Genomic DNA, 26210 nt, shown 5'->3' on the forward strand with positions numbered 1-26210 from the left:
CTCGCGACAGGGAGATCAGCCGAGTCTACACGTCGCCGCAACGACTGGCAGTGCTGCGCGCCACTTCCTGGTTGCGTTCGTCATAGAGGCGCGCCCAGGGTCGCCAACCGGTCTGGCCGGCTTCCAGGCGATAGCGCTCGCCCGCGGCGAAGGCCTTGTAGTTGAGGGTCACCAGGCAGGTGCGCGCCAGCGGATCGGCCACCTGGGCGCCGATGTTGGTGGGCTGCACCTCGAACTGGTAGCGTACCTGCAGATCGTGGTTTCCTGGCCAGACCTGGAAGTAGCGTTTGTCTTCGAGATCCTTGCGATCGGCGCGCAGGGCTTCCAGCTTGGCCTTGCCGTCGCTGTCCAGATCGATCCAGGCCTGCGCCGGATCGGGCTTGGGCAACGGCCACAGGGAACAGCCCCCCAGGAACAGCACAGGCAACAGCAGGCACAGTCTACGCATGACGGCTACAACTCCGGGCAGGGAAGGGTGCGCCACCCAGTCAGGCACCCTGCCTGCGCAACGCGCGAGCCGTTGGCTGGCGCTGCTGTCCCTCTTGATCGGACTGAGCGGTTGTACCTCGGTCGGGTACTACGCTCAGATGGTACAGGGCCAGTGGGCGCTGATCCGTGATCGCGAGCCCATTGCGACGGTCGTCGCAGATCCCGCGCGGCCCGTCGCCCTGCGCGAACGCCTCGCTGCCGCCGCGGGGGCTCGACGCTTCGCCAGTGCCGAATTGGCTCTGCCGGACAACGCCAGCTATCGCGGTTTCGTCGAACTCAAGCGACCCTTCGTGCTGTGGAATGTCTTCGCCACCGCCGAATTCTCCACCCGACCCACCACCCACTGCTTTCCCATCGCCGGTTGCGTGGCCTATCGCGGCTACTACCGGGAAGCCAAGGCCCGAGCTGAGGCGCAGCGGCTGCAGGCGCAGGGTCAGGACACCTACGTCGGCGGCGTGCCGGCCTATTCGACCCTGGGCTGGTTCAGCGATCCGCTGCTCAGCAGCATGCTGCGCTGGGACGACGACCAGGTGGCGGCCACGATCTTCCACGAGCTGGCCCACCAGCGCTTTTACCTGCCGGGCGATACTGCCTTCAACGAATCCTACGCCACCTTCGTCGAGGGCGAAGGTCTGCGACAATGGCGCGCCAGTCGTGGCCTGCCGCCGCCGGACGCTGGGCGCGAGGCCCGCTACCAGCAATTTCGCGCCCTGCTGCTGACCACCCGCGACGACCTGGCCAGGCTCTATGCCCAGCCGCTGGTGTCGGTGGCTATGCGCGCGGCCAAGGCCCGGCGTTTCGCCCAATTGCGTGCTGACTATCAGCGCCTGCGCGCCACCCCGGCCTGGCGTGACGAGCGTCGCTTCGATGGCTGGATGAGCCAGCCACTCAACAACGCGCGGCTGGTGCCCTATGGCCTGTACGAACAGTGGGTGCCGGCCTTTGCCGCGCTCTATGCACAGCACCCAGGCAATTGGCCGGCCTTCTTCCACCGGGTACGGCTATTGAGCGAGCGTCCGGCGGCCGAACGCGAGCAGGCGCTCAAGGCGCTGCTCGGCCAGGCGGCAACACCGCAGTCCTAGCGCGGCGCTCGCCAGTTGGACCAGGCAGCGACCAGACCCAGCGCTGCCGCCAGGGCCAGTCCCAGGCGCGGGGCCAGCCCGGCATCCAGATGCAGCAGCAACGCCAGGGCCGCGGCCCCCAGTGCCATGCCGGTCTGGCGCGCGGTCGCCTGGACGCCGCCGGTGGCGCCGTTGCGACCAAGCGGGGCAGCGGTCAGCATGATCCTGTTGTTGGGCACCTGGAAGAAGCCGAAGCCAATACCCCCGACGATCAGGCAGGGAACCAGCAGCGTGGTGGAGTGTTCCAGCGGCATCACCGCGGCGGCCGCCAGCCCCAGGGCGATCCCCAGCCCCCCGAGCATGCACAGCCGCTGCGGCGGATGGCGGTCGGCCAGCCGCCCGGCCACCTGCGCCGAGACGGCCACGGTGAGCGGCCAGGCCAGCATCAGCAGGGCCACCTGCAAGGGCACCAGCCCGAGCTGGTGCTGCAGATAGAAGGGCAGGGCGAGAAAGCAGAGCATCTGCGCGGCAAAGGAGCAGACCGAGGCCAGCACCGAATGGCGCATGGCCGGCAGCCCCAGCAGATCTACCGGAAGCAGGGGCGCCGGCAGGCCGCGCTCGCGGCGCACCAGCAGCCCCAGGCTGGCCGCGGCCAGCAACAACAGGGCCACCCCCTGCAGCGGCGCGCCGCCGAGCCGCTCCAGACCGCCGATGCCGGCGCAGAACAGCAGGGCGTTGAGCAGCACGCTGACGGGATCGAGACGGCGTTGCGCGTGGGGGCTGTCGGGCAGGTTGCGCACTAGTAGGCCGACCAGGATGGCCAGGGGTACGTTGATCGCGAACAGCCAGGGCCAGCCGCCCAGCGCCAGGATGGCCGCGCCCAGGCTGGGCGCGGCCGCCGAACCCAGGGCTACGCACAGGGCGTTGATGGCGATGCCCCGCCCGAGGCGGGCGCGTGGATAGGACAGCCGCACGATGCCGGCGCTGACGCACATGATGGCGGCGGCGCCGACCCCCTGCAGCGCTCGGGCAGCCACCAGGCTGGCCAGATCCGGCGCCAGGGCGCAGCCCAGGGAGGCCAGGCCGAAGATGCCGACGCCAGTGGCGAATACCGGACGCAGGCCCAGCCGCTCGGCCACCGCGGACAGCGGAAACAGCAGGGCGACCAGGCTCAGCTGGTAGGCGCTGACGATCCACACCGCCGCGGCGGCGGACACATCCAGGGCCTCGGCGATGGTGGGCAACGCCAGGTTGGCGATGCCGCTGTCCAGCACCGTCATGCTGATGGCCAGCAGCAGGGCGGCGACCGCCCGGTAGCGTCGGGGTCGCGGCAGGCCATCGGCGAGGGGGGCGCTGGTAGTCAATCCTCGACCTTCACATGCTGGTCGCTCTCGCCGAGCTTCCAGTAGCCGGCGGCCTTGACCCAGTCCCGCGGCAGACCCTTGGCCAGCAGCGCCTGACGCGCGGCGCGGGCCTGGGTCGCCTCACCGGCGATCCAGGCATAGCCTTCGCCCGCGGGCAACTTCAGCTGCTCCAGGGCCTGCACCAGGGCATCGGCCTCGGTTTCGCGATAGACCCAGCGGATATCGGCGGCGGCGGCGGTAGGCAGGGCGATTTCCAGGCCGGGGCGGGCCACTTCGGCGACGACCTGAACGCGGACGCTGGCGGCCAGTTGCTCCAGGCGGCGGGCGATGGCGGGCAGGGCGGTCTCGTCGCCGGCCAGCAGGTACCAGTCGAAGTCCTCGGGTGGCACCAGGGCACCCTTGGGGCCACCGATGATCAGCTCGGCACCGGGCTGCGCCTGGCGTGCCCAGGTGGTCAGCACCCCGGCTTCATGCAGATAGAAGTCGATGGCCAACTCGCCGCGCGCGGCGTCGTAGTGGCGCGGCGTGTAGTGCCGACCGACCAGCTGCTCGGGGCTAGCGGCGCGGATCGGGGTGGTGTCGGCGGGGACGAACAGCTTCACGTGCTCGTCGAAGGCCGCGCTCTGGAAGTCGGCCAGGTCGCTGCCGCCAAAGGTCAAGCGCAGGAGGTCACCACCGAGCGCTTCGCGGCGAACGACGGTCGCCCAGCGGCGCTTGAGGTCGAAGCGCACGCGCTGGAACAGGTGAGGGGCACTGGCATCGCCCTCGCGGCTGTGAAAAGATGTCGCCATTGCGGAGGTACCATTCATTGAGGTTCCTCACTATATTCGAGGTAAGTAGTTGTCATGTCAACCGCCGCCGCCATTGCCGAAGCCCTGATGGATCTGAAACGGCAGATGCGCCAACAACTGGATGAGACCCTCAAGGCCTCTGGACTTTCCTTTGCCCGCTACAAGGTGCTCAAGGTGCTGGAACGCCTGGGGCCCTGCCGCCCGGGCGAGGTCGCCGAACAACTGCGCCATGCGCCACGCACCCTGACCGATGCCTTCGACGCCCTGGAGCGTGACGGCTTGGTCCGCCGCGAGCCCCATCCCCAGGATCGCCGCGCTCTGCTGGTGCACCTGACCGAGCAGGGGCGCCAGGCCCTGGATCAGGCCCAGGCGCCCCGGACCCAGGGGCTGGAAGCGGTCTTCGCGCCCCTGGATGCGACCGAGCAGGCGCAACTGCTGGCCTATCTGGAGCGCGTCCGTATTCGTCGTTGAGCGGCGGGCGAACTCCGTGGCGGTCGTTGCGCTCGAAAGAAGGACCCTATCGAGGAGAGCCTGCCATGAGTGACCAGCGTTCCGATGCCCACCTGGGCAAGACCCCACCCAACGAACCCGCGCTCGATGAAGCGGGACGCCCCGTGGATGTGGTGAAGAAAGACATGGAGCAGCCGGAATCGACGCCGACCGATGGCATCGACAAGGTCCTCACGCCCACCGATATCAAGACCAAGGAACAGGAAGCCGACGCGCTCAAGCGCAAGAACGCCGAGGTCGAGCGCAAGCTGGAGCGCTGATGCTCCACGTGGAACCTCGGCTGGCCGAGGTATCCATGGCGTCCTTGCCTCGAAGCTGGCCATAGCCAAAGCCAGGGCTCCTCATAGTGCCTTTGCACTGGCTGCGAAGAGGTGAGGCGCCTAGCCTGGGCGCTGATCATCCCTTCTTGGCGTCAGGAGCACCCATGGACCAGGCCACCTTCATCGAGCAACTTGCCCGCGAGGGTTTCCAGCCACCGGTACTGGTCGAGCGCGATGCCCTGGGCAGGCTGGAACCCCATGCCCACCCCTTCGAAGCCAGGGCGTTGGTAATCCAAGGTGAGCTGCGTATCCGTAGCGCCGCTGGCGAACGCCACTACGGCGTCGGTGACATCTTTCAGCTCGCCGCCCAGGAGACGCATTCCGAGGTCTTCGGCCCCACGGGCGTGCGTTACCTGGCAGGTCGGCGACCGGCCTAGCCTTCGCTGTCGTTCTTCTCGATGTCCTTGCGTTGGCGGTTGAGGATCACGCAACCGTAGATGCCGCCGCCCAATAGCAACACGGCGAGGATGGAAAAGAGGGTCATGAAGATGGAGTCGTTCATCGTACTCTCCGAAAGCGGGGTCGGAGCAGTCTAGCGACTTGCGGACAGCTCGGCGAACAGGCTCTGGAACAGGGTGTTGCCGATGCCGGAGCGGCATCGGCAGACGCCTCAGACCCTTAGCCTTCGAGCGTGGCGTTCAGGTTGATCTTGGCGCCCTTGAGCACCTTGGACACCGGGCAGCCTTCCTTCGCCTGGTTGGCGATGGTGGTGAACTGTTCCTGGGTGGCACCGGGGATCTTGGCCTTCATGGTCAGATCGATGGTGGTGATCTCGAAGCCATCACCGACCTTGTCCAGGGTGACGTCGGCCTTGGTCTCGATCCGCTCGGGGGTCAGACCGTTCTGGCCCAGCAGCATGGAGAAGGCCATGGAGAAGCAGCCGGCATGGGCCGCGCCGATCAGTTCTTCGGGATTGGTGCCCGGCGTGCCTTCGAAACGGGTGTTGAAGCCGTAGGCATTGTCCTTGAGCGCGCCGCTCTCGGTGGAGATATGGCCCTTGCCATCTTTCAGACCGCCTTGCCAGACCGCGGAAGCATATTTCTTCATGGAGCGTCTCCTGTTGTAGGTTAGGAATCCATCTAGAACCAGGCGGCAGCCGGTAAGTTCGTTGCAGTCGATCCGGGAACTGCGTGGTCAACCTCTTTCGACCATCCCTGGAGGCCCCCATGAACTATCGCACTCTCGGCTGCACCGGTCTGAAGATCTCGCCCCTTTGCCTCGGCTGCATGACCTATGGCGTGCCCGAGCGCGGCAATCACCCCTGGACCCTGCCGGAAGATCAGAGCCAGCCGCTGCTAAAGAAGGCCCTGGATCTGGGCATCAACTTCTTCGACACCGCCAACAGCTACTCCGACGGCACCAGCGAAGAGATCGTCGGCCGCTTCCTCAAGGCCAACGCCGTGCGCGAGGAGATCGTGCTGGCGACCAAGGTGTACTTCCCGTTGCGTGACAGACCCAATGTCGGCGGCCTGTCGCGCAAGGCCATCTTCGCCGCCATCGACGCCAGTCTGCAGCGCCTGGGCACCGACTATGTCGATCTCTACCAGATCCATCGCTGGGACTATCACACGCCCATCGAGGAGACCCTGGAGGCCCTACACGACGTGGTCAAGGCCGGCAAGGCGCTGCACATCGGCGCCAGCAGCATGTACGCCTGGCAATTCGCCAAGGCGCTGCACACCGCCGAGCGCCATGGCTGGACCAGATTCGCCACCATGCAGAACCACCTCAACCTGCTCAACCGCGAAGAGGAGCGGGAGATGCTGCCGCTGTGCCGCGATGCCGGTATTGGCGTGATCCCCTGGAGCCCGCTGGCCCGTGGTCGCCTGACCCGCGACTGGGACGCCAGCACGGCGCGTACCGAAAGCGATGCCTTCGGCAAGACCCTCTATACCGCCAGCGAGGAATCCGATCGGCAGATCGTCGCCGCCGTAGCCCGCATCGCCGAAGTCCGCGGCGTACCGCGCGCTCAGGTGGCGCTGGCCTGGCTGCTGCAGAAGCCGGGCATCGACGCGCCCATCGTCGGCGCGTCCAAGCCGCAGCATCTGGAAGACGCGGTGGCGGCGCTGGAGCTGCACCTGAGCGACGAAGAGATCGCCGCCCTGGAAGCGCCCTATGTGCCGCATCCGGTGGTGGGGTTCAGCTGAGCCGGGGGCTGGCCCTCACCCCGGCCCTCTCCCGGAGGGAGAGGGGGAAGAGCAGGATGGCGCGAGGAATGATCCCCGGCGCTCAGGTCGCCACGAAGCTTGATCTTTGGGCTCTCGCTCCCCTCTCCCTCAGGGAGAGGGGCCGGGGGTGAGAACCGCTTTACCCGGCCTTGGACTTAGCGAACTGCCCCTGCCAAAGCGCGAGGAGTAGCTAGCCCCTCTCCCTCTGGGAGAGGGGTCGAGGGTAAGGGCCGCTTTACCCGGCCTTCGATTTAGCGAACTGCCCTGCCCAAGCGCGAGGAGTAGCTAGCTCCCCTCTCCCTCTGGGAGAGAGGTCGGGGGTGAGGGTGCTCGAACTCAGGCGTACTGGTCGGCGATCTGCCGCTCGGCGCTGGCCAGGGCCGCGTTCTTGGCTTCGTCGCCATAGGCCAGGCCTTCGGCGCGAACGATCTGGATGTCGGTGATCCCGAGAAAGCCCAGCAGCAGCTGTAGATAGTCCTCGTGGGCGATGCCGGTGGGCTTGCCGGCATGGATGCCGCCCGCGGTGGCGACGATGATCGCCTTCTTGTCGCCGCACAGGCCTTCCGGACCGGCTTCGCTGTAGCGGAAGGTGGTACCGGCCACGGTGATGCGGTCGATCCAGGCCTTGAGCTGGGTCGGAATGGTGAAGTTGTACATGGGCGCACCCAGCACCAGTACGTCGGCGGCGAGGAATTCCTGCAGGGCGCGGGCATTGCGCTCGGCTTCGTCGCGCTGTTCGGCGCTGCGCTGCTCGGCCGGGGTGGCCCCAGCGGCCAGGCTGGCGCCGGAGAAGTGCCCGAGGGCGTCGTGGGCGAGGTCATGGTAGATCACCTCCAGACCCGGCGTGGCGGCCTTGAGCGCGTCAACGACCTTGGCGGTCAAGGCGCGGGAGGCGGAATGATCGCCGAGGATGCTGGAATCGATGTGCAAGAGTTTCATGACGGTAGTCCTGTAGGGTTCGATGCGATGAGCCCAGACTACCGATAAGACGATCAGCTGATTAGCCAGCTAAAATGCGATGCTTCGTCCCATGGATAGGACAATCACCCATGCAAGACCTCAATGACCTCGCCTATTTCGCCAAGGTGGTGGAAGCCGGTGGCTTCGCCGCCGCCGGGCGGCTGCTGGGCATTCCCAAGTCGCGGCTGTCCCGCCGTATCGCCGAGCTGGAGACTCGGCTGGGCGCGCGCCTGTTGCAGCGCACCACCCGCACCCTGACCCTCACCACCCTGGGCGAGCGCTATCTGGTGCACTGCCAGGCGCTGTTGCGTGAGGCGGAAAGCGCCGCCGAAACCGCCGCCAGCCTGTCCAGCGAGCCGCGTGGGCCGCTGCGGGTGTCCTGCCCGGTGGCCCTGGCGCAGCAGTATCTTCCCGAGGTAGTGACGCGGTTTCTTACCCGTTATCCCCAGGTGCAGCTGGACATGCTGCTGGTCAACCGGCGGGTGGACATCATCAACGAAGGGGTGGACGTCGCCATGCGCGTGCGGGACGTCGACGACGAAGAGCCAGGCTTGGTGGTGCGGCGGCTGCGCCAAGCTTCCGTGGTGTTGGTGGCGGCACCCGAACTGCTCGCCGGGCGACGGCTGGATACCCCGGAGGCCTTGCTAGGCCTACCCTTGCTGGGCGCCCTGGAGGTGGATCGCAAGGTACACCTGCGTCTGGCAGGACCTCAGGGCGAACGTCGCGAGCTGATACTGGAAGCGCGTCTGGGCATCGATGACTTCGGCGTGCGCAAGGCCGCCGCCCTGGCCGGGCTCGGCTATACCCTGCTGCCATTGCCCTATTGTCAGGCCGAGCTGGCCGAGGGCCGCCTGCAACGCCTGCTGCCGGACTGGTCGATCCCCGGTGGCCATCTCCAGGCGGCCTATGCGCACCGCCGTGGCCAACTGCCAGCGGTGCGCGCCTGGCTGGAGCACCTGGAAGAGAACTTCCGCGATCAGGGCAGTGCGCCGGTCTAGACCACCGTCGCCCAGGCCGAGACGAGCAACAGCGCCGCCATCCCCAGGTTGAAACCACGCCAGGCGCGCTGCGATCTCAGGCTGCGCGCCGCGACCCGGCCGAGCAGCGCCCAGAGACCCAGGCAGGGCACGGACACCAGCAGGAACACCAAGGCCAGGACCAGCACCTGCCGCCAGAGGTCGGCGCCGGGCTCGGCATAGACCGTGACCACCGCCAGCGCCATGCTCCAGCTCTTGGGGTTGAGCACCTGTAGGCCGGCGGTGCCGCCGAATCCCAGGCGGGCGCTGTCATCCGTGACCGCGGGCGCGCCGGCACGGGCCAGTTGCCAGGCCAGCCAGCTCAGCCAGAGCACGCCGGCCCAGGCCAGGCCGCGCTGCCAGTCGGGATGTCGGGCCAGGGTCTGGCCGAGACCGAAACCCACCACCAGGACCAGGGCCACCGCGCCCAGGCTGCCGCCCAGCACCAGCGGCAGACTGGCCCGGGCGCCGTGGCGAGCGCTGTGGCCGAGGATGAGCACATTGGTCGGCCCGGGGGTGATGGAGGCGACCAGGGCGAACAGCAGGAAGGGCAGCAGGGACATGGGAGACTCCTGGAAGGACTGAGCCACCAGGGTCGCAAGCCTTGCCGCTAGCGGTCTGGAAGATTCGAGCAGCGCGCGCGATAGGCCGCCGGGGTCAGGCCATAGGCGCGGCGGAACCAGCGACCCAGGTGACTCTGGTCGGCGAAGCCCAGGGCGGCGGCGGTCTCCGCCGGCGACAGGCCGTCGGCCAGCAGGCGGCGCGCCCGCGACAGGCGCAGCTGCACTAGATAGGCATGGGGCGCCAACCCAAAGGCCGCCTTGAAGGCGCGGGTCAGGCGGAATCTGTCGACGCCAGCGGCCTGGGCCAGTTCCTCCAGACCGATGTCCTCGTGGTGATGGGCCTGCAGGAAGTCGCGGGCGCGCAAGGCCACCTGGGGCAGCCGTGGATCGCCGGCCTGGGGCGCCCGCCATTGCAGGTGCGGCAGGAGGCGCAGCAGCAGGGCGTCCAGGGCGCTCTGGCGGACGATGCGCAATTCCGGACGACTCAGGACCTCATGGGCCCAGGCCACCGCGCGGTGCAGTTCGGCCTGGTCCACCAGGGTACGGGCGAAGCCCGGTTCGCCCAGCGGCCGGGCCTCACCGTGCAGGCCCTGCAGCTCGCGCGCCAGCCACTGGGGATCGAGGTAGAGCATGGAATAGGTGAAGCCCTCGGCTTCCGGCGCCTGGCCGTCGTGCAACTCGCCAGGCTCCAGCAGAAAGACCTGCCCCGGGGTACTCAGGTGGCGCTGGCCCCGACAGTGGAATTGCTGCAGGCCCTGCTCGGTGTAGCCCACCAGATAGGCGTCGTGCCAATGCAGATCATAGGCATGGCCCTCGAAATGGGCGCGCAGGGTCTCGATGCCGGTGTCGGCGTCCTGCTGCAACTGGATCCAGTGATCGTCGGCCATGGCGAGAGAAGGGGCTTTTGGGCTTTCCAGTCTAATTACTGACCTGATGTCGGTCTGGAAGATTCGTGCAGCCTTAGCGCCCCAGCCGCGCGGGCAGCTCCTGCGCCAGATGGCGGATCAGTTCGGAAAGCCGACGCGGCACATGGCGCTGCTGGCGGTGTACCGCATAGATGGCTGCAGCCGGCGCCTCATGATCGGTCAGCACTGGCACCAGGGCGCCACTGGCGATCAGCTCGGCCACGTCCCATTCCGATCTCAGGATCAGCCCATGGCCCTCCAGGGCCAGGCGCACCACTACCTCGCCATCGTTGCTGCTGAGACTGCCGCGCACCTTCTGGGCGAAGTGCTGGCCGGCCTTGGTGAAGCGCCAGACGGCGTAGTCGCCCGCGTCCTGGCGCAGCACCAGGCAATTGTGCCGCGCCAGGTCCGCCACGCTTTCCGGCACGCCGGCCCGGGCCAGGTAGGCGGGGGCGGCGCAGAGCAGGCGACGGTTATCCAGCAGGCGGTGGGCGATGACCCGGGCGTCGGGTGGCTCGCCGACGCGGATGTCCAGGTCGAAGGGACCCTCCAGCAGGTTCACCGGATGGCTGGAGAGATGCAGATTGAGCTCCAGTTGCGGATGGCGGCGGGCGAAGTCCGACAGCAGCGGTGCCAGGTGGCGGCGGCCGAAGCCGAAGGTGGCATTGAGATTGAGCGCCCCGCTCAGGGGCGCGTCGGGCCGGCCGACTGCGGCCTCCAGGTCTTCCAGCTGGGTCAGCAGCGGACGGGCGCCTTCCAGGTAGCGCAGGCCCTCCGGCGTCAGGTCCAGCCGCCGGGTAGTCCGGCGGATCAGTTGCACACCCAGCCGACGCTCCAGCGCGGAGAGTCGTTTGCTGACCGCCGCCAGGGACAGGCCCAGCTCCCGGGCAGCGGCCGTCAGGCTGGGGTGGCCGGCCAGGCGGACGAAGAAGGCGAGGTCGTCGGCGGACAAGATTCTTGATCCCAGGTTAAGAATGGCTTTCCCTTTGGCGGGATTGTACGCCTCTGCCGCAGGACTACACTGGGTCCATCCCACCCAGACTGCCGGAGAAAGCCCATGCAAGCGTCCAAGCCCCATAAGATCGCGGTCATCGCCGGTGACGGCATCGGCAAGGAAGTCATGCCCGAAGGTATCCGCGTGCTGGACGCCGCCGCCCAGCGCTTCGGTATCGACCTGCAGTGGGACCATTTCGACTTCGCCAGCGCCGAGTACTACCAGGCCCACGGCAAGATGCTGCCGGACGACTGGTTCGAGACGCTCAAGGACTACGACGCCCTCTACTTCGGCGCCGTCGGCTGGCCGGACGTGGTGCCCGACCACATCTCCCTCTGGGGCTCGCTGCTGCAATTCCGCCGTCGCTTCGACCAGTACGTCAATCTGCGGCCCTGCCGGCTGATGCCCGGGGTCAAGGCGCCCCTGGCCAATCGCCAGCCGGGCGACATCGACTTCTATGTGGTGCGCGAGAACACCGAGGGCGAGTACTCCAGTGTCGGCGGCATCATGTTCGAGGGTACCGAACGCGAGGTGGTGATCCAGGAAACGGTCATGACCCGTCACGGCACCGACCGCATCCTCAAGTTCGCCTTCGACCTGGCCCAGCAGCGGCCACGCAAGAAACTGACCTCGGCCACCAAGTCCAATGGCATCGCCATCACCATGCCCTGGTGGGACAAGCGCGTGGAGGAGATGGGCAAGGCCTATCCAGACGTGGCAGTGGACAAGTTCCACATCGACATCCTCACCGCCAACTTCGTCCTGCACCCGGACTGGTTCGACGTGGTGGTGGCCAGCAACCTGTTCGGCGACATCCTCTCCGACCTGGGCCCGGCCTGCACCGGCACCATCGGTATCGCGCCTTCGGCCAACATCAACCCGGAACGCAATTTCCCCAGTCTGTTCGAGCCGGTGCACGGCTCGGCGCCGGACATCGCCGGCCGCGGCATCGCCAATCCCATCGGCCAGATCTGGTGTGGCGCCATGATGCTGGAGCATCTCGGCCATGCCGACGCCGGCGCTGCCGTGGTGGCGGCCATCGAGGCCGTGCTGCGCCAGGGTCCCGAACAGGCGCCCCTGACCCGCGACCTCGGCGGCCAGGGCAACACCGAAAGCCTGGGTCAGGCCATCGCCGCGGCTCTGGCCTGAGATGGACGGCCTCTTTGCGGGCTTCGAACAGCGGCGGCTGAACGTCGGCGGCGTCGAGATCAATTACCGCGTCGGCGGTCAGGGCCCGGCGCTGCTGCTGCTCCACGGCCATCCCCAGACCCATGTGATGTGGCATAAGGTGGCGCCGCGGCTGGCCGAGCGCTTTACCCTGGTGGCCGCCGATCTGCGCGGCTATGGCGACAGCGCCAAGCCCGACGCGGGCACGGAGGCCTACAGCAAGCGCACCCTGGCGGGGGACAACGTCGCGCTGATGCGCCTGCTGGGCCACCAGCGCTTCGCCGTGCTGGCCCACGACCGCGGCGCCCGGGTCGCCCATCGCCTGGCGCTGGATCATCCCGCGGCGGTGGAGCGGCTCATGCTGCTGGACATCGCCCCGACCCTGGCCATGTATCGGCAGACCGACGAGGCCTTCGCCCGCGCCTATTGGCACTGGTTCTTCCTGATTCGCCCGGCGCCGTTGCCGGAGCGGCTGATCGAAGCCGATCCGGAAGGCTATCTCAAGGGCGTGATGGGTACGCGCAGTGCCGGCCTGGCCCCCTTTCCACCGGAAGTGCTGGCCGAATACCTGCGCTGCCTGAGCCTGCCTGGCACCGCCCGGGGCATCTGCGAGGACTACCGCGCCAGTGCCGGGATCGACCTGGAGCACGACCAGGCCGACCTGGATGCCGGGCGCCGGCTGGAGCTGCCACTCCGCGTGCTCTGGGGCGCCGAAGGCACCGTCGGGCGCTGCTTCGATCCGCTGGCCGAATGGCGTCAGGTGGCCACCCAGGTCAGTGGTTGCGCCTTGCCGGGTGGCCATTACCTGGCGGAGGAATTACCGGATCTGGTCGTGGCAGAAGCGCTGGCCTTCTTTGGTTGAGTCGATGATCGCAAAGGAGTGTTGCGTCATCTGGCTGTAACAAAGTGTGACGTCATCGAGGTCGAGTCGGTCTATTCGTGAAATTTTCGTGAAAAGAGACCTCGATGAACGCTCCCCTCTTCACCGCCACCTGGCAGTGGCGTCGCCTGGCGCTGTGCCAGGCTCTGGCTCTGGGCCTGCTGCTGCTCTGGCTCATTCCCACCGTTCGTACCCAGTTGCTGACTTTCGATGCCGGGCTGTTCCATGTTCTCAATACCCCTCTGGCGCATTCCACCGCCTGGCTCTATCTCTGGACCTTCTTCAGCCTGCGACCGGTGGATGCCCTGGTTGGCCTGGTGCTGCTGGCCTTGCTGGTTCGCGGCGGCTGGGCCTATCCGACCCATCAGGTACGGCCGGCGCTGGCGACCTTCATCGGCCTGCTGGTGATCCTGCTGATCGTGCGAACCCTGCTGACCAAGGGCATCGAAGCCTGGGGCCTGCAGCATTCCAGCCCGTCCGACGTGCTCCCGGGCGCCTATCTGCTCAGCGATCGCTTTCCCGGGCTGGAGCATGGTTGGGAATTGAAGGACAGGTCCGGCGCCAGCTTTCCCGGCGACCACGCCTCGGTGCTGCTGCTCTGGGCGCTGTTCATGGCGCACTTCACCCGCGGCGGACGCCGCCTGGTGGTGGCCGCGCTGGCGGTGCTGTTCATGCTGCCGCGCCTGGTGGCTGGCGCCCACTGGGGTTCGGATGACTACATCGGCGGCCTGGCGCTGGCCCTGGGCGTCATCAGCCTGGGCCTGCATACCCCGCTTGCAGCGGGGCTCGCCCACAGGGGTGAACGTCTGCTGACGCCACCCCTGCGTGGCCTGGGACGGCTACCGGTGCTGGGCCGCCTGAGTCTGCTGCGACCCTAGGATGCGTTAGGCGCGCGCCTGAGCCAGGGCCGGCAGCAATTGCTGGTCGATGGCCTGGCGTACCGCCGGCAGCAGCGCCGCGCTGCCGGACAGCAACTCCTGGATCAGTTGGCGCAGGGCCTGGGCGCGTTCCTGGTTGAGGCCCGTCACCGCCTGGCGGCAGGCCTCGTCCGCGGTTGCCGCGGGCGTCACGTTGAAACCCAGCGCACGCAGGCGGTCGCGGAAGTCGTCCTGGTCGATCAAGTCGGCGATCATCATGGCAGTGCCCTCTCAGGTGGAATGCCTGGATTCTCCCATTGGCGTCGCAGACGGCAAGCCAGGCTGGCGTCGCCGCATAGCCCGATGTCGTTTTTGGAAAGCGCCTCGCCGGCCAGCCAGGCAATGTAGGTTTATTACGACGCCCTGCCTGGACAATCTGCCGCAGGGTCAAAACCGACGTTCGCCGTTAGAATGCGCCCTATCCACGATATTTTGCGGTTGTTCGCCTCCAGAGCCGAGCAATCCACGGTTACACACTGAGGCCCATCAGGGCGTTTGAACCTCTTCCGTCTCCAGCGGTTGAGGTTTTTTTTTGTCTTTTGACAGGTTGGCCGCGGGTACCAAGCCCAGTTCGCCGCCGAGAAAGCGCTCCAGGGCACAGCGCAGGGCTTCGGCGCGCTTGCCCTGGGCGCGCAGTGCACCGTGCAGCAGGCCGGCGCCCTCCCATAGCCGACAGGAGTTACCCGCCGCGCGCAGGGCGGCAGCATAGGCGCGGCCGTGGTCAGCCAGAGGATCGCGCCGCGCCACGGCGACCAGGGCGGGCGCCAGCCCGCTGAAATCGCCAGCCTGCAGCGGCAAGGCGAGGGGATCCCGGCGATCTTCCGGGCGGGGCAGATAGGCATCCAGACAAGCCCGCCAGTCGGTCGCGCTCAGCAGCGGTGCCTGGGCCTGATGGCGCTCGCTGGGCAGCCCCCGATCCGTCAGCGCGGGATAGATCAGTGCCTGGGCCCGCGGCTGGGCGCGACACTGTTGGCGCAGCGCCAGGCACAGGGCCGCGGCGAGAGTGCCGCCAGCACTGTCGCCGGCCACCGCCAGCCGGCGCTCGTCCAACCCCAGTGCCGGGGCCTGGCGTTGCAGCCAGTCCCAGGCCTGCCGGGCATCGTCCAGGGCGGCAGGATAGGGATGCTCCGGCGCCAGGCGATAGTCCACCAGCAGCACCGCCAGCCCCAGTCGCCGCGCCAGGCGCGCCGCGAGAAAGCCGTGGGAATCCAGATCGCCGAGCATCCAGCCGCCGCCGTGCAGATAGAGCAGGGCGGGGTGGTTGGCGTGGGTGCCTGGCGGTGCCACCAGCCGCAGCGGTACCCCACCGGCGCGGTGATCGCTGACCGCCAAGCCCTGGTAATCCGCCGGTGCCAGGGTGGCGCAAAGTCGCGCATAGGCTTGGCGCTGTGCGGTGATGTCCGCATCCTGGGTGGCGAAGGTCTGGCTGGCCGAGACGAAGGCGGCCATGTCCGCCGACAGCGGCGGCGCCTTCATGGGCGGGGCGGGGGCAGGCCGATGACCCGTCCGACATGCTCCGGCCAGGGCTCGTCCCGCTGCGCCGCCAGCCGGGTCGCCAGCCAGTCGTGCACCCGTGGCGCGAAGGGCGCGGAGCGGGGCCCGTCCAGATGAACGTGCAGCAGCAGTTGCTCGGAGGCGGCCAGCAGGTCGGCCTGGCCCTGGTGATGGAGGCCGAAGTGCAGGTGCAGCCGCTTAGCGTCCAGCGCCAGGAATCTCACCCGCACCTCCAGCTGGGCGTCCGCCTTCACCTCATGGAGAAAGTTGAGGTGGCATTCCAGGGTGAACAGCGAGTGCCCGCTGGCGGCGCGGCCGGCGGCGTCCAGGCCCATGGCGTCCATCAGGGCGTCGCTGGCGTGGCTGAAGATCAGCAGGTAGTAGGCGTCGCGCAGGTGGCCGTTGTAGTCGACCCACTCGGGTGCGACCGCGGTGCGATGGATGATCATGGCCGCTCCTAGTCCCGAATCCCGTGGCGCGTCTTGCAGTCGGCGATGGCCGCCTGCACCGCCAGCAGGCAGTCGTCGCGATAGCGCTCCAGCGCCGCCAGTTCCAGGTCGCCCTGCTGGGCCTGGGTACCCTCGACCACGGCGTCGATCAGGCCGTCGGTCAGCTCAGGGGCTTCCAGATAGGTCCAGGGCAGCTTCAGCGCCGGGCCGAATTGCTGCATGAAGTGGCGCATGCCCGCTGGGCCGCCGGCCAGGGTGTAGGTCAGGAAGGTGCCCATGAACGACCAGCGCAGCCCGGCGCCGTAGCGAATGGCGTCGTCGATCTCGCCGGTGCTGGCGACCCCGTCGTTGACCAGGTGCAGGGCCTCGCGCCACAGGGCTTCGAGCAGGCGATCGGCGATGAAACCGGGCACCTCCTTGCGCACCCGCAACGGTCGCATGCCCAACTCGCGATAGAAGGCCTCGGCGCGCGCCAGGTTGGCCGCCGAGGTATGGCTGCCACCCACCACCTCCACCAGTGGCAGGAGATAGACCGGATTGAACGGATGGCCTACCAGGCAGCGCTCGGGGTGCAGCGCCTCGGCATAGAAGTCGCTGGGCAGCAGGCCCGAGGTGCTGGAGCAGATCAGGGCGTCGGGCCGTGCCGCGCGACTGACCTGGGCATGCAGTTCGCGCTTGAGTTCCAGGCGTTCGGGGGCGCTTTCCTGGATGACGTCGGCGCTGGCGACCGCGGCGTCCAGATCGGTATGGAAACTCAGGCGCTCCAGGCTGGCGCCGGCTGCCAGGCCCTGGGCCTCCAGCGCCGGCCAGGCATTGGCCAGGCGGGTGCGCAGGGCGGCCTCGGCGCCGGGCGCCGGGTCCCAGGCGCGCACCGTAAGGCCGCGGGCCAGGGCGCGGGCGATCCAGCCGGCACCGATCACGCCGGTGCCGAGGGCGGCGAAGACGGCGCTCATCGGGCACCTCCCAGCTGCATCCGGTCCCGCCCTTCGGCGGGGCTCAGGGCGCGCCCGCCCAGCCGTTCAATGATCTGGATGACCCGCTCCACCAGGCTGCCGTTGGTGGCGTGGACGCCCCGGTCCAGCCAGAGATTGTCTTCCAGGCCGACACGGACGTTGCCGCCCAGCAGCATGGCCTGGGCGGCCATGGGCATCTGCATCCGGCCGATGCCGAAGCCGGCCCAGCAGGCGCCCGCCGGCAGGTTGTCGACCATGGCCTTCATGGTGGTGGTGTCGGCCGGGGCGCCCCAGGGAATGCCCAGGCACAGCTGGAACAGCGGATCCTTCAGCAGCCCCTCCTTGAGCAGCTGCTTGGCGAACCAGAGGTGACCGGTGTCGAAGATCTCCAGCTCGGCCTTCACCCCCAGTTCGGTGATGCGCCTGGCCCCGGCGCGCAGTTGCGCGGGGGTGGAGACATAGATGAAGTCGCCATCGCCGAAGTTGAGGGTGCCGCAATCCAGGGTGCAGATGTCCGGACGCAATTCCTCGACATGCAACAGGCGGGTGAGGGGACCGACCAGGTCCGAGCCGGGCCCGAAGTCGGTGGGCGTCTCGCCCGGCCCGATCTCCAGGTCGCCGCCCATGCCGGCGGTGAGGTTGATGACGATCTCGCCGTCCGCCTCGCGGATGCGCTCGACCACCTCGCGATAGAGGGCCACGTCGCGGCTGGGCTTGCCGGTGGCGGGGTCGCGCACATGGGCGTGCACCACGGTGGCGCCGGCGCGAGCCGCTTCCAGGGCAGCCGCGGCGATCTCCGCCGGGGTAACGGGGACATGGGGATTGCGGCCTACGGTATCACCGGCCCCGGTCAGGGCGCAGGTGACGATGACATCGGTGTTCATGGGGTCTGTCCTTGGGCGATCAGAGCTGGAGAGCAGCGGCGGGCTGGCCAGCGCGGGTGGTCACGCCCTGGAGGAAGGCGTCGAGGCGTTGCGGGTTGTTCTTGAGCCAGGCACGCGCAGCGTCCTTGGGTGCGGTGCGTTCCAGGATGGGGGCCATCACGGCGCTGACCTCGGCACTGTCCATGTGCAGATTGGCGAGCAGGCGCTGGACGTTGGGGCAGCGCTGTGGATAGTCGGCGGTGGTCACCACCGAGACCGTGGCCTGGCCTTCGTTGGGGCCGAAGACGTCTTCGCTGCCGGTCAGGTAGCGCATCTTGATCTGCAGATTCATGGGGTGCGGCTTCCAGCCGAAGAACACGATCCACTCCTTGCGCTTCTCGGCCCGGCGCACGGCGGTGAGCATGCCCGCCTCACTGGACTCCACCAGCTGGAAGTCCTTGAGGCCGAAGCGGTCGGTCTTGATCATCTCGGCGGTGCCACGGTTGGCGCCGCTGCCCGGCTCGATGCCGTAGATCTTGCCGCCGAGCCTGTCCTTGAAGCGGGCGATGTCGGCAAAGGTCTTCAGGCCCCCCTCGTAGACGTATTCAGGTACCGCGAAGGTGGACTGGGCATCGGCCAGCAGCGGCGGGGTCAGCACCTTGACCTGGCCCTTGTCGACGAAGGGCTGCACCACCGGCTGCATGGTCGGCTGCCAGTAGCCGAGGAACACGTCCAGATTCTTGTCGCCCATGGCCGCCATGATGATCTGCTGGGAGGCGGTGGTCGGCTTCACGCCGTAGCCGAGGCCTTCGAGCATGACCTCGGCCAGGGCACTGGTGGCGACCACGTCGGTCCAGCCGACGATGCCCATCCGTACGGTCTGGCAGCTGTCGGGATCGGCGGCGCGGGCGCTGCCGAGGGTGGCGGCCAGCAGGCCGCAGGCGAGGAGGGTGGCGCGAAAGGTCTTGTTGGGCATGACGAACTCCCTGGGGCGGCGGGCGGGGATGACTGCCGGTTGCCTTCTACCCTAGGCGCCTCGCCTGCCAGGCATGCGCAGCCCGACGACCGGAATTTGCACCCTGGCGACCTTCTTGCTTGCACAAGCCAATCGTTACCGGGGACGCCCCACCCATGCCGCAGTCCTTTGCCTTTCTCCTGCTGCCCGGCTTTTCCGCCCTGGGCTTCATCGCCACCCTGGAGCCCCTGCGGGTGGCCAATCGCTTCCGTCCGGGCAGCTATGACTGGCGCATCCTCGGACGTGACGGGGCGGCGGTGACTGCCAGCAACGGCATGTCGGTCAATGTCGACGGCGGCCCGGACGCCTTGGAAGCGGGCACCACCCTGTTCGTGGTGGCCGGTTTCGAGCCCCTGGCCCATTACGACGAAGGCCTCACCCGCTGGCTGCGCCAGGTCGCCCGCCACGGCCATCCCCTGGGCGGCATCGACACCGGTGCCATGGTGCTGGCCCGCGCTGGGCTGCTGGAAGGCCACCGGGTCACCCTGCACTGGGAGGCGGTGGCGGCCTTTCGCGAAGCCTGGCCGCAGCTTGAGGTAACCGGCGAGCTGTTCGAGATCGACCGCGGCCGCATCACCTGCGCCGGCGGCACGGCCAGCCTCGATCTGCTGCTAGAGCTGATCGGCCGCAGCCACGGCAGCGAGCTGGCGGTGCAGGTCTCCGAGCAATTCGTGCTCGGGCGCATCCGCCCGCCGCGCGAGCACCAGCGGCTGCAGGTGGCGCAGCGCTACGGCATCGCCAATCGCAAGCTGATCCGGGTGGTGGAGCGGATGGAGCGCCACACCGAGACGCCCCTGGGCACCCTGGAGCTGGCCGCCGGCATCCAGGTGACCCGCCGCCAGCTGGAGCGGCTGTTCCGCCTCCATCTGCAGACGACGCCCTCCACCTTCTATCTGCAGCTGCGCCTGGACCAGGCGCGCCAGCTGCTGCAGCAGGGCGAGGCCAGCGTGCTGGACGTGGCCCTGGCCTGCGGTTTCGAATCCGCGTCCTATTTCTCCCGCTGCTACCGCCAGCGCTTCGGCCTGAGTCCACGGGAGGATCGGCCTCGCCGCGAGGGCCGGCTGTCGGCGGGCGAGCTCGCCGCGGTCGCTGACCGGTAGCGCGACCCTGGCCTGACGCTTCTGGTGATACCCCTGTCGTTTTTGCATCCGGTCGGCCAGGACCCCGGGGCTATGCTGGCCTCGAATCGCCGGCACCCGTTCCGGCGCGAGACCAACGCCGGAGCCTGTCATGAATGCCACCGAACTCCACGCCGACAGCATCGTCATCGACGGGCTGATCATCGCCAAGTGGAACCGCGAACTCTTCGAAGACATGCGCAAGGGTGGCCTGACCGCCGCCAACTGCACCGTCTCGGTATGGGAGGGCTTCCAGGCGACGGTCAACAACATCGCGGCGAGCCAGAAGCTGATCCGCGAGTGCAGCGACCTGGTGGTCCAGGTGCGCACCACCGCCGAGATCCGCCAGGCCAAGGCCCAAGGCAAGACCGGCATCCTGTTCGGCTTCCAGAACGCCCATGCCTTCGAAGACCAGCTCGGCTACGTCGAGATCTTCAAGCAGCTCGGCGTGGGCATCGTGCAGATGTGCTACAACACCCAGAACCTGGTGGGCACCGGTTGCTACGAGCGTGACGGCGGCCTGTCCGGCTTCGGTCGCGAGATCGTCGCCGAGATGAACCGCGTCGGCATCATGTGCGACCTCTCCCACGTCGGCTCCAAGACCAGCGAGGAAGTCATCCTCGAATCCAAGAAGCCGGTCTGCTACTCCCACTGCCTGCCGTCGGGTCTGAAAGAGCATCCGCGCAACAAGTCGGACGCGGAACTCAAGTTCATCGCCGACCACGGCGGCTTCGTCGGTGTGACCATGTTCGCCCCCTTCCTGGCCAAGGGCATCGACTCGACCATCGACGACTACGCCGAAGCCATCGAGTACGTGATGAACCTGGTGGGCGAAGACGCCATCGGCATCGGCACCGACTTCACCCAGGGTCACGGCCATGACTTCTTCGAGTGGCTGACCCACGACAAGGGCTATGCCCGTCGCCTGACCAACTTCGGCAAGATCGTCAACCCGCTGGGCATCCGCACCGTGGGCGAATTCCCCAACCTGACCGAGACCCTGCTCAAGCGCGGCATGCCCGAGCGCACCGTGCGCAAGGTCATGGGCGAGAACTGGATGCGCATCCTCGGCGAAGTCTGGGGCGAGTAGTGAATACCTCTGGAGCCTACTGCGCACACCGCTAGCGGCGTCGCGTCCTCGCGCCAGGTTCGCCGTACCTCGGTACTGCTCTCACCTGGCGCTGCGGGGCTCCTTGCCAGCGGCGCGTTCGCTACGGCTCCACGGGCATTCACCCACACCTTTTTTTAGATACGTATTAGCGAATCGGAGCTCCACACATGGCCAGCCACGCCCCCGAAATGCCCATCCAGGTCGACGACGAAACCGGCGTCTGGACCACCGACGCCCTGCCGATGCTGTACGTACCTCGGCACTTCTTCGTCAACAACCACATGGGTATCGAAGAAGTCCTGGGCGCCGACAAGTACGCCGAAATCCTCTACAAGGCCGGCTACAAGTCGGCCTGGCACTGGTGTGAAAAGGAAGCCGAGTGCCATGGCATCCACGGCGCCGCGGTGTTCGAGCACTACATGAAGCGCCTGTCGCAGCGCGGCTGGGGCCTGTTCGAGACCCAGAAGCTCGACCTGGACACCGGCTACGCCGAGGTCAAGCTCAAGCACTCCGCCTTCGTCTACGTCTACGGCAAGGTCAATCGCAAGGTGGACTACATGTTCACCGGCTGGTTCTCCGGCGCCATCGACCAGATCCTGGCCGCCAAGGGCAGTGCCATCCGCACCGTCACCGTCCAGGAATACAGCGGCTCCGAAGAAGGTCACGACGACGGCCTGTTCGTCACCCGGCCGAAATAACGTCCCGCCCCCGGGTGGCCAGCGACCCGCTCGCCGCCGCCCCAGCGACACCCAAGAGCAAGAGCGCGGCTCAAGACCGCGCACCAGCCGATCGAGGAGAAGGTCATGGCCTTCGAAGCAATGTTCCAGCCGATCCAGATCGGCAAGCTCACCATCCGCAACCGCGTACTCTCCACGGCCCATGCCGAGGTCTACGCCACCGACGGCGGCATGACCACCGAGCGCTACGTCAAGTATTACGAAGAGAAGGCCAAGGGCGGCATCGGCCTGGCCATCTGCGGGGGTTCCTCGGTGGTCGCCATCGACAGCCCGCAGCACTGGTGGAGTTCGGTCAACCTCTCCACCGACCGCATCATTCCGCACTTCCAGAATCTGGCCGACGCCATGCACAAGCACGGCGCCAAGATCATGATCCAGATCACCCACATGGGGCGTCGTTCGCGCTGGGACGGCGGCCACTGGCCGACCCTGATGTCGCCGTCGGGCATCCGCGAGCCAGTGCACCGCGCCACCTGCAAGACCATCGAGCCGGAAGAGATCTGGCGGGTGATCGGCAACTTCGCCCAGGCCGCGCGCCGGGCCAAGGCCGGTGGCCTGGACGGCGTCGAGCTGTCCGCCGTGCACCAGCACATGATCGACCAGTTCTGGTCGCCGCGGGTCAACAAGCGCACCGACGAATGGGGTGGCAGCTTCGAGAACCGCATGAGATTCGGCATGGAAGTGCTGAAAGCCGTGCGCGCCGAGGTCGGTGACGACTTCTGCGTCGGCATGCGCATCACCGGCGACGAATTCCACCCGGACGGTCTGTCCCACGACGACATGAAGCAGATCGCCAAGTACTACAGCGACACCGGCATGCTCGACTTCATCGGTGTGGTCGGCTCGGGTTGCGACACCCACAACACCCTGGCCAACGTCATTCCCAACATGACCTATCCGCCGGAGCCCTTCCTGCACCTGGCGGCGGGCATCAAGGAAGTGGTCAACGTGCCGGTGCTGCACGCCCAGAACATCAAGGACCCGAACCAGGCCACCCGCATCCTGGAGGGCGGCTACGTCGACATGGTCGGCATGACCCGCGCCCACATCGCCGATCCGCACCTGATCACCAAGATCAAGATGGGCCAGATCGACCAGATCCGTCAGTGCGTCGGCGCCAACTACTGCATCGACCGCCAGTACAACGGCCTGGACGTGCTGTGCATCCAGAACGCCGCCACCAGCCGCGAATACATGGGCCTGCCTCACATCATCGAGAAGTCCACCGGACCCAAGCGCAAGGTGGTCATCGTCGGCGGCGGTCCGGCCGGCATGGAGGCCGCGCGCGTCTCCGCCGAGCGCGGCCATGACGTCACCCTGTTCGAGAAGCAGGAGCAGCTCGGCGGCCAGATCACCCTGGCCTCGCGCGCCCCGCAACGCGACCAGATCGCCGGCATCACCCGCTGGTACCAGCTGGAGCTGACGCGCCTGGGCATCGACCTGCGCCTGGGCACCGCTGCCGATCCGGCGACCATCCTCGACCTGCGGCCGGACATCGTCATCCTGGCCAACGGCGGTCACCCCTTCCTGGAGCAGGTCGATCACTGGCATGCCGCCGAGGGCCTGGTCGTCAGCAGCTGGGACATCCTCTCGGGCAAGGTCGAGCCGGGCAAGAACGTGCTGGTGTACGACACCATCTGCGAATTCACCGGCATGTCGGTGGCCGACTACCTGGCCGACAAGGGCGCCCAGGTGGAAATCGTCACCGACGACATCAAGCCGGGCGTGGCCATTGGCGGGACCACCTTCCCGACCTACTACCGCAGCCTCTATCCCAAGGAAGTGATCATGACCGGCGACCTGATGCTGGAAAAGGTCTACGCCGAGGGCGACAAGAAGATCGCGGTACTGGAGAACGAATACACCGGCGCCCGCGAGGAGCGCGTGGTCGACCAGGTCGTCATCGAGAACGGCGTACGGCCGGACGAGGGGCTCTACTACGCCCTCAAGGAAGACTCGCGCAACAAGGGCCAGATGGACATCGAGGCGCTGTTCGCCATCGAGCCGCAGCCTGCGCTCGGCGAGACCGGCAACGGCTACCTGCTCTACCGGATCGGCGACTGCGTGGCCCAGCGCAACACCCACGCCGCCATCTACGACGCCCTACGCCTGTGCAAGGACTTCTAAGACGGCCTAATCGCTGCTCGGAAATTCGCGGCCATGGGCCGCTCCTACAGGCTCCGAACGTCCCTCGTAGGAGCGGCCCATGGCCGCGATAGCTCACCTTCTGCGGCCCCCGGCGCTTCGCTACCCCGGCCGCGCCTGCGGGGCCCGCCCTGTGAGGATAGATCGATGTTAAACACCATCCTCCCCATCCTGCTCTTCGCCGCCCTGGCCCTCACCGTGATCGGCGCCGTGCGGCGTTTTAGTCTCTGGCGGCAAGGGCGTCCGGCCGAGGTCGACTGGCTCGGCGGGCTGTTGAAGATGCCGCGGCGCTACCTGGTGGATCTGCACCACGTGGTCGACCGCGACAAGTACATCTCCAAGACCCACGTGGCCACCGCGGGCGGCTTCGTCCTGGCGGCGCTGCTGGCCATCCTGGTGCACGGCTTCGGCCTGCACAGCCGCATCCTCGGCTGGGCGCTGCTGGCGGCCACCGCCTGCATGTTCACTGGCGCCCTGTTCGTCGCCAAGCGCCGTCGCGATCCGCCGGCGCGGCTGTCCAAGGGCCCCTGGATGCGTCTGCCCAAGAGCCTGCTGGCCTTTGCCGCAAGCTTCTTCATCGCCACCCTGCCGGTCGCCGGTATCCTGCCGGAAGGCTTTGGCGGCTGGATTCTGGCCGCGGTCCTGGCGGTCGGCGTGGCCTGGGGCGTATCCGAGCTGTTCCTCGGCATGACCTGGGGCGGCCCCATCAAGCACGCCTTCGCCGGTGCCCTGCACCTGGCCTGGCACCGCCGCGCCGAACGCTTCAGCACCCCGCACAACGCCAGCGCCGCGCGCTCCAGCGGCCTCAAGGCCCTGAACCTGCACGATCCCAAGGCGCCGCTGGGTGTGGAAAAGCCCGCCGACTTCACCTGGAACCAGCTGCTCGGCTTCGACGCCTGCGTCCAGTGCGGCCGTTGCGAATCCATGTGCCCGGCCTTCGCCGCTGGCCAGCCGCTCAACCCCAAGAAGCTGATCCAGGACATGGTGGTCGGCCTCAAGGGTGGCAGCGATGCCCATTACTTCGGCTCGCCCTATCCGGGCAAGCCGGTTGGCGAACACGCGGGTGGTCCGCACCTGCCCATCGTCGCGCGTCAGGGCAAGGCCCTGGTGGATGCCGAGACCCTCTGGTCCTGCACCACCTGCCGTGCCTGCGTCGAGGAATGCCCGATGATGATCGAGCACGTCGATGCCATCGTCGACATGCGCCGGCACCTGACCCTGGAGCGCGGCGAGACGCCGAACAAGGGCGCCGAGGTGCTGGAGAATCTCATCGCCACCGACAACCCCGGCGGCTTCGCCCCCGGTGGTCGCCTGAACTGGGCCGCCGACCTGGACCTGCCGCTGATGAAGGACAAGGGCCAGGCCGAGGTGCTGTTCTGGGTCGGCGACGGCGCCTTCGACATGCGCAACCAGCGCACCCTGCGCGCCTTCGTCAAGGTGCTCAAGGCGGCCAAGGTGGACTTCGCCGTGCTCGGCCTGGAAGAACGCGACAGCGGCGACGTGGCCCGCCGTCTGGGTGACGAGGCCACCTTCCAGCAACTGGCCAAGCGCAACATCGAGACCCTGAGCCAGTATCGCTTCCAGACCATCGTCTCCTGCGATCCCCACAGCTTCCACATGCTCAAGAACGAATACGGCGATCTGGGTGGCCACTACCAGGTGCAGCACCACAGCACCTTCATCGAGACCCTGCTCAGCCGTGGCTCCCTGCATCTCGGGCAGCATGCCCTGGCCGAGCAGGGCGCCACCATCACCTATCACGATCCCTGCTACCTGGGCCGCTACAACGGCGAGTACGAGGCGCCGCGCGCGGTGCTCAAAGCGCTGGGCATCGCGGTCAAGGAGATGGAGCGTTCCGGCTTCCGTTCGCGTTGCTGCGGCGGCGGCGGCGGCGCGCCCATCACCGACATCCCCGGCAAGCAGCGGATTCCCGACATGCGCATGGCCGACATCAAGGAAACCGGCGCCGAGTTGGTGGCCGTGGGCTGTCCTCAGTGCACCCTGATGCTGGAAGGCGTGGTCGCCCCGCGTCCGGAGATCAAGGACATCGCCGAGCTGGTGGCCGAAGCCATCGTCGAGGCACCGGTGGACAGCAAGCCGGCCGCCGCGCGGCGGCCGGTGGCGGAGGCCTTGTCGTGAGTGCGGTGTGTGGCCCCCTCACCCTAGCCCTCTCCCCGTGGGGAGAGGGGATGATCAGGTGTGCCAGACAAGTCCCGGTGT

Annotated in this window: 29 protein-coding genes; 14 read left to right on the forward strand and 15 right to left on the reverse strand. The window is 67.6% G+C overall.

Annotated elements, in window-relative coordinates; genetic code table 11:
* Positions 1-25: 25 nt before the first annotated feature.
* Positions 26-448, reverse strand: coding sequence for a hypothetical protein (locus V6W80_RS00465; protein WP_064309091.1), 423 nt, complete (start codon positions 446-448; stop codon positions 26-28).
* On the opposite strand from V6W80_RS00465, the gene V6W80_RS00470 reads away from it, so the two are divergent.
* Positions 447-1571, forward strand: a complete 1125-nt coding sequence (locus V6W80_RS00470; protein ID WP_338545586.1) for an aminopeptidase — start codon at positions 447-449, stop codon at positions 1569-1571. The genes V6W80_RS00465 and V6W80_RS00470 overlap by 2 nt on opposite strands.
* Here the strand turns inward: V6W80_RS00470 and V6W80_RS00475 are convergent.
* Together V6W80_RS00475 and V6W80_RS00480 are read right to left on the reverse strand one after the other, a co-directional pair.
* Positions 1568-2914 (reverse strand): MFS transporter, encoded by a 1347-nt coding sequence (locus V6W80_RS00475; RefSeq protein ID WP_338545587.1) that lies wholly within the window; start codon positions 2912-2914, stop codon positions 1568-1570. The two genes, V6W80_RS00470 and V6W80_RS00475, sit on opposite strands and share 4 nt — an antisense overlap.
* Positions 2911-3705, reverse strand: a complete 795-nt coding sequence (locus V6W80_RS00480; RefSeq protein ID WP_338545588.1) for a siderophore-interacting protein — start codon at positions 3703-3705, stop codon at positions 2911-2913. Before V6W80_RS00480 ends, V6W80_RS00475 begins: the two co-directional genes overlap by 4 nt.
* A 54-nt stretch (positions 3706-3759) precedes the next feature.
* Here V6W80_RS00480 and V6W80_RS00485 point away from each other — a divergent pair, with 54 nt between their 5' ends.
* The 3 genes from V6W80_RS00485 to V6W80_RS00495 all read left to right on the forward strand — a co-directional run bounded on the left by V6W80_RS00485 (position 3760) and on the right by V6W80_RS00495 (position 4912).
* On the forward strand, positions 3760-4176 hold the full coding sequence (locus V6W80_RS00485; RefSeq protein WP_338545589.1) for a MarR family winged helix-turn-helix transcriptional regulator: 417 nt from the start codon (positions 3760-3762) through the stop codon (positions 4174-4176).
* Between the two features lie 65 nt (positions 4177-4241).
* Positions 4242-4475 (forward strand): hypothetical protein, encoded by a 234-nt coding sequence (locus V6W80_RS00490; protein ID WP_338545590.1) that lies wholly within the window; start codon positions 4242-4244, stop codon positions 4473-4475.
* Positions 4476-4639: 164 nt separating this feature from the next.
* Positions 4640-4912, forward strand: a complete 273-nt coding sequence (locus V6W80_RS00495) for a cupin (RefSeq protein WP_160922180.1) — start codon at positions 4640-4642, stop codon at positions 4910-4912.
* On the opposite strand, the gene V6W80_RS00500 is transcribed toward V6W80_RS00495, so the two are convergent.
* Together V6W80_RS00500 and V6W80_RS00505 are read right to left on the reverse strand one after the other, a co-directional pair.
* Positions 4909-5037 carry a hypothetical protein gene (locus V6W80_RS00500; RefSeq protein WP_017641567.1) on the reverse strand — a complete coding sequence of 43 codons (129 nt, stop codon included), beginning with the start codon at positions 5035-5037 and terminating at the stop codon, positions 4909-4911. The genes V6W80_RS00495 and V6W80_RS00500 overlap by 4 nt on opposite strands.
* A 116-nt stretch (positions 5038-5153) precedes the next feature.
* Entirely contained in the window at positions 5154-5582 is a 429-nt protein-coding gene (locus V6W80_RS00505; RefSeq protein WP_017641568.1) for an OsmC family protein, read from the reverse strand.
* 119 nt (positions 5583-5701) lie between these two features.
* Here V6W80_RS00505 and V6W80_RS00510 point away from each other — a divergent pair, with 119 nt between their 5' ends.
* Positions 5702-6682: an aldo/keto reductase gene (locus tag V6W80_RS00510; RefSeq protein ID WP_338545591.1), complete on the forward strand. Its 981-nt coding sequence runs from the start codon at positions 5702-5704 to the stop codon at positions 6680-6682.
* Positions 6683-7039: 357 nt separating this feature from the next.
* Here the strand turns inward: V6W80_RS00510 and V6W80_RS00515 are convergent, their stop codons facing one another.
* Entirely contained in the window at positions 7040-7642 is a 603-nt protein-coding gene (locus V6W80_RS00515) for an FMN-dependent NADH-azoreductase (RefSeq protein WP_338545592.1), read from the reverse strand.
* Between the two features lie 110 nt (positions 7643-7752).
* Between V6W80_RS00515 and V6W80_RS00520 the strand changes: the two genes are divergently transcribed.
* Positions 7753-8661 carry a LysR substrate-binding domain-containing protein gene (locus tag V6W80_RS00520; RefSeq protein WP_338545593.1) on the forward strand — a complete coding sequence of 303 codons (909 nt, stop codon included), beginning with the start codon at positions 7753-7755 and terminating at the stop codon, positions 8659-8661.
* Here V6W80_RS00520 and V6W80_RS00525 read toward each other — a convergent pair.
* The 3 genes from V6W80_RS00525 to V6W80_RS00535 all read right to left on the reverse strand — a co-directional run bounded on the left by V6W80_RS00525 (position 8658) and on the right by V6W80_RS00535 (position 11099).
* Positions 8658-9242 (reverse strand): LysE family translocator, encoded by a 585-nt coding sequence (locus tag V6W80_RS00525; protein ID WP_059313087.1) that lies wholly within the window; start codon positions 9240-9242, stop codon positions 8658-8660. The genes V6W80_RS00520 and V6W80_RS00525 overlap by 4 nt on opposite strands.
* 47 nt (positions 9243-9289) lie before the next feature.
* Positions 9290-10129, reverse strand: a complete 840-nt coding sequence (locus V6W80_RS00530) for an AraC family transcriptional regulator (RefSeq protein WP_338545594.1) — start codon at positions 10127-10129, stop codon at positions 9290-9292.
* A gap of 73 nt (positions 10130-10202) precedes the next feature.
* Positions 10203-11099, reverse strand: a complete 897-nt coding sequence (locus tag V6W80_RS00535; protein ID WP_338545595.1) for a LysR family transcriptional regulator — start codon at positions 11097-11099, stop codon at positions 10203-10205.
* Between the two features lie 105 nt (positions 11100-11204).
* Between V6W80_RS00535 and V6W80_RS00540 the strand changes: the two genes are divergently transcribed.
* From V6W80_RS00540 to V6W80_RS00550, 3 genes are all read left to right on the forward strand, one after another.
* The gene (locus V6W80_RS00540; protein WP_338545596.1) at positions 11205-12290 is read left to right on the forward strand and encodes a tartrate dehydrogenase; all 1086 of its coding nucleotides are present in this window, start codon (positions 11205-11207) and stop codon (positions 12288-12290) included.
* Between the two features lies 1 nt (position 12291).
* The gene (locus V6W80_RS00545) at positions 12292-13170 is read left to right on the forward strand and encodes an alpha/beta fold hydrolase (protein WP_338545597.1); all 879 of its coding nucleotides are present in this window, start codon (positions 12292-12294) and stop codon (positions 13168-13170) included.
* A 104-nt stretch (positions 13171-13274) separates the two neighbouring features.
* Positions 13275-14066, forward strand: coding sequence for a phosphatase PAP2 family protein (locus V6W80_RS00550; protein ID WP_338545598.1), 792 nt, complete (start codon positions 13275-13277; stop codon positions 14064-14066).
* Between the two features lie 6 nt (positions 14067-14072).
* Here the strand turns inward: V6W80_RS00550 and V6W80_RS00555 are convergent, their stop codons facing one another.
* The 6 genes from V6W80_RS00555 to choX form a co-directional block, all read right to left on the reverse strand.
* Positions 14073-14324, reverse strand: coding sequence for a hypothetical protein (locus V6W80_RS00555; protein ID WP_017641580.1), 252 nt, complete (start codon positions 14322-14324; stop codon positions 14073-14075).
* A 267-nt stretch (positions 14325-14591) separates the two neighbouring features.
* On the reverse strand, positions 14592-15581 hold the full coding sequence (locus V6W80_RS00560; RefSeq protein ID WP_338545599.1) for an alpha/beta hydrolase: 990 nt from the start codon (positions 15579-15581) through the stop codon (positions 14592-14594).
* The gene (locus V6W80_RS00565; protein ID WP_187980676.1) at positions 15578-16048 is read right to left on the reverse strand and encodes a thioesterase family protein; all 471 of its coding nucleotides are present in this window, start codon (positions 16046-16048) and stop codon (positions 15578-15580) included. Before V6W80_RS00565 ends, V6W80_RS00560 begins: the two co-directional genes overlap by 4 nt.
* A gap of 8 nt (positions 16049-16056) precedes the next feature.
* Positions 16057-17001: an L-carnitine dehydrogenase gene (locus V6W80_RS00570; protein ID WP_338545600.1), complete on the reverse strand. Its 945-nt coding sequence runs from the start codon at positions 16999-17001 to the stop codon at positions 16057-16059.
* A complete protein-coding gene (locus tag V6W80_RS00575; RefSeq protein ID WP_338545601.1) occupies positions 16998-17885 on the reverse strand; it encodes a 3-keto-5-aminohexanoate cleavage protein in 888 nt (295 codons plus the stop codon). The genes V6W80_RS00570 and V6W80_RS00575 overlap by 4 nt, the downstream gene beginning before the upstream one ends.
* Before the next feature lie 19 nt (positions 17886-17904).
* A complete protein-coding gene (gene choX / locus V6W80_RS00580; protein ID WP_338545602.1) occupies positions 17905-18840 on the reverse strand; it encodes a choline ABC transporter substrate-binding protein in 936 nt (311 codons plus the stop codon).
* Positions 18841-18995: 155 nt separating this feature from the next.
* Here choX and V6W80_RS00585 point away from each other — a divergent pair, with 155 nt between their 5' ends.
* The 5 genes from V6W80_RS00585 (at position 18996) to dgcB (ending at position 26129) form a co-directional block, all read left to right on the forward strand.
* Positions 18996-19979, forward strand: a complete 984-nt coding sequence (locus V6W80_RS00585) for a GlxA family transcriptional regulator (RefSeq protein ID WP_338545603.1) — start codon at positions 18996-18998, stop codon at positions 19977-19979.
* 130 nt (positions 19980-20109) lie between these two features.
* Positions 20110-21087, forward strand: a complete 978-nt coding sequence (locus V6W80_RS00590) for a dipeptidase (RefSeq protein WP_257704860.1) — start codon at positions 20110-20112, stop codon at positions 21085-21087.
* 188 nt (positions 21088-21275) lie between these two features.
* Positions 21276-21806, forward strand: a complete 531-nt coding sequence (locus tag V6W80_RS00595) for a DUF5943 domain-containing protein (RefSeq protein WP_007160248.1) — start codon at positions 21276-21278, stop codon at positions 21804-21806.
* Between the two features lie 105 nt (positions 21807-21911).
* Positions 21912-23972, forward strand: a complete 2061-nt coding sequence (gene dgcA, locus V6W80_RS00600; protein WP_208693424.1) for a dimethylglycine demethylation protein DgcA — start codon at positions 21912-21914, stop codon at positions 23970-23972.
* A 165-nt stretch (positions 23973-24137) separates the two neighbouring features.
* Entirely contained in the window at positions 24138-26129 is a 1992-nt protein-coding gene (gene dgcB, locus V6W80_RS00605) for a dimethylglycine demethylation protein DgcB (RefSeq protein ID WP_338545604.1), read from the forward strand.
* Positions 26130-26210 lie beyond the last annotated feature (81 nt).

It is taken from the genome of Pseudomonas benzopyrenica, from assembly GCF_036884265.1.
Classification (GTDB): Bacteria; Pseudomonadota; Gammaproteobacteria; order Pseudomonadales; family Pseudomonadaceae; genus Chryseomonas; species Chryseomonas benzopyrenica.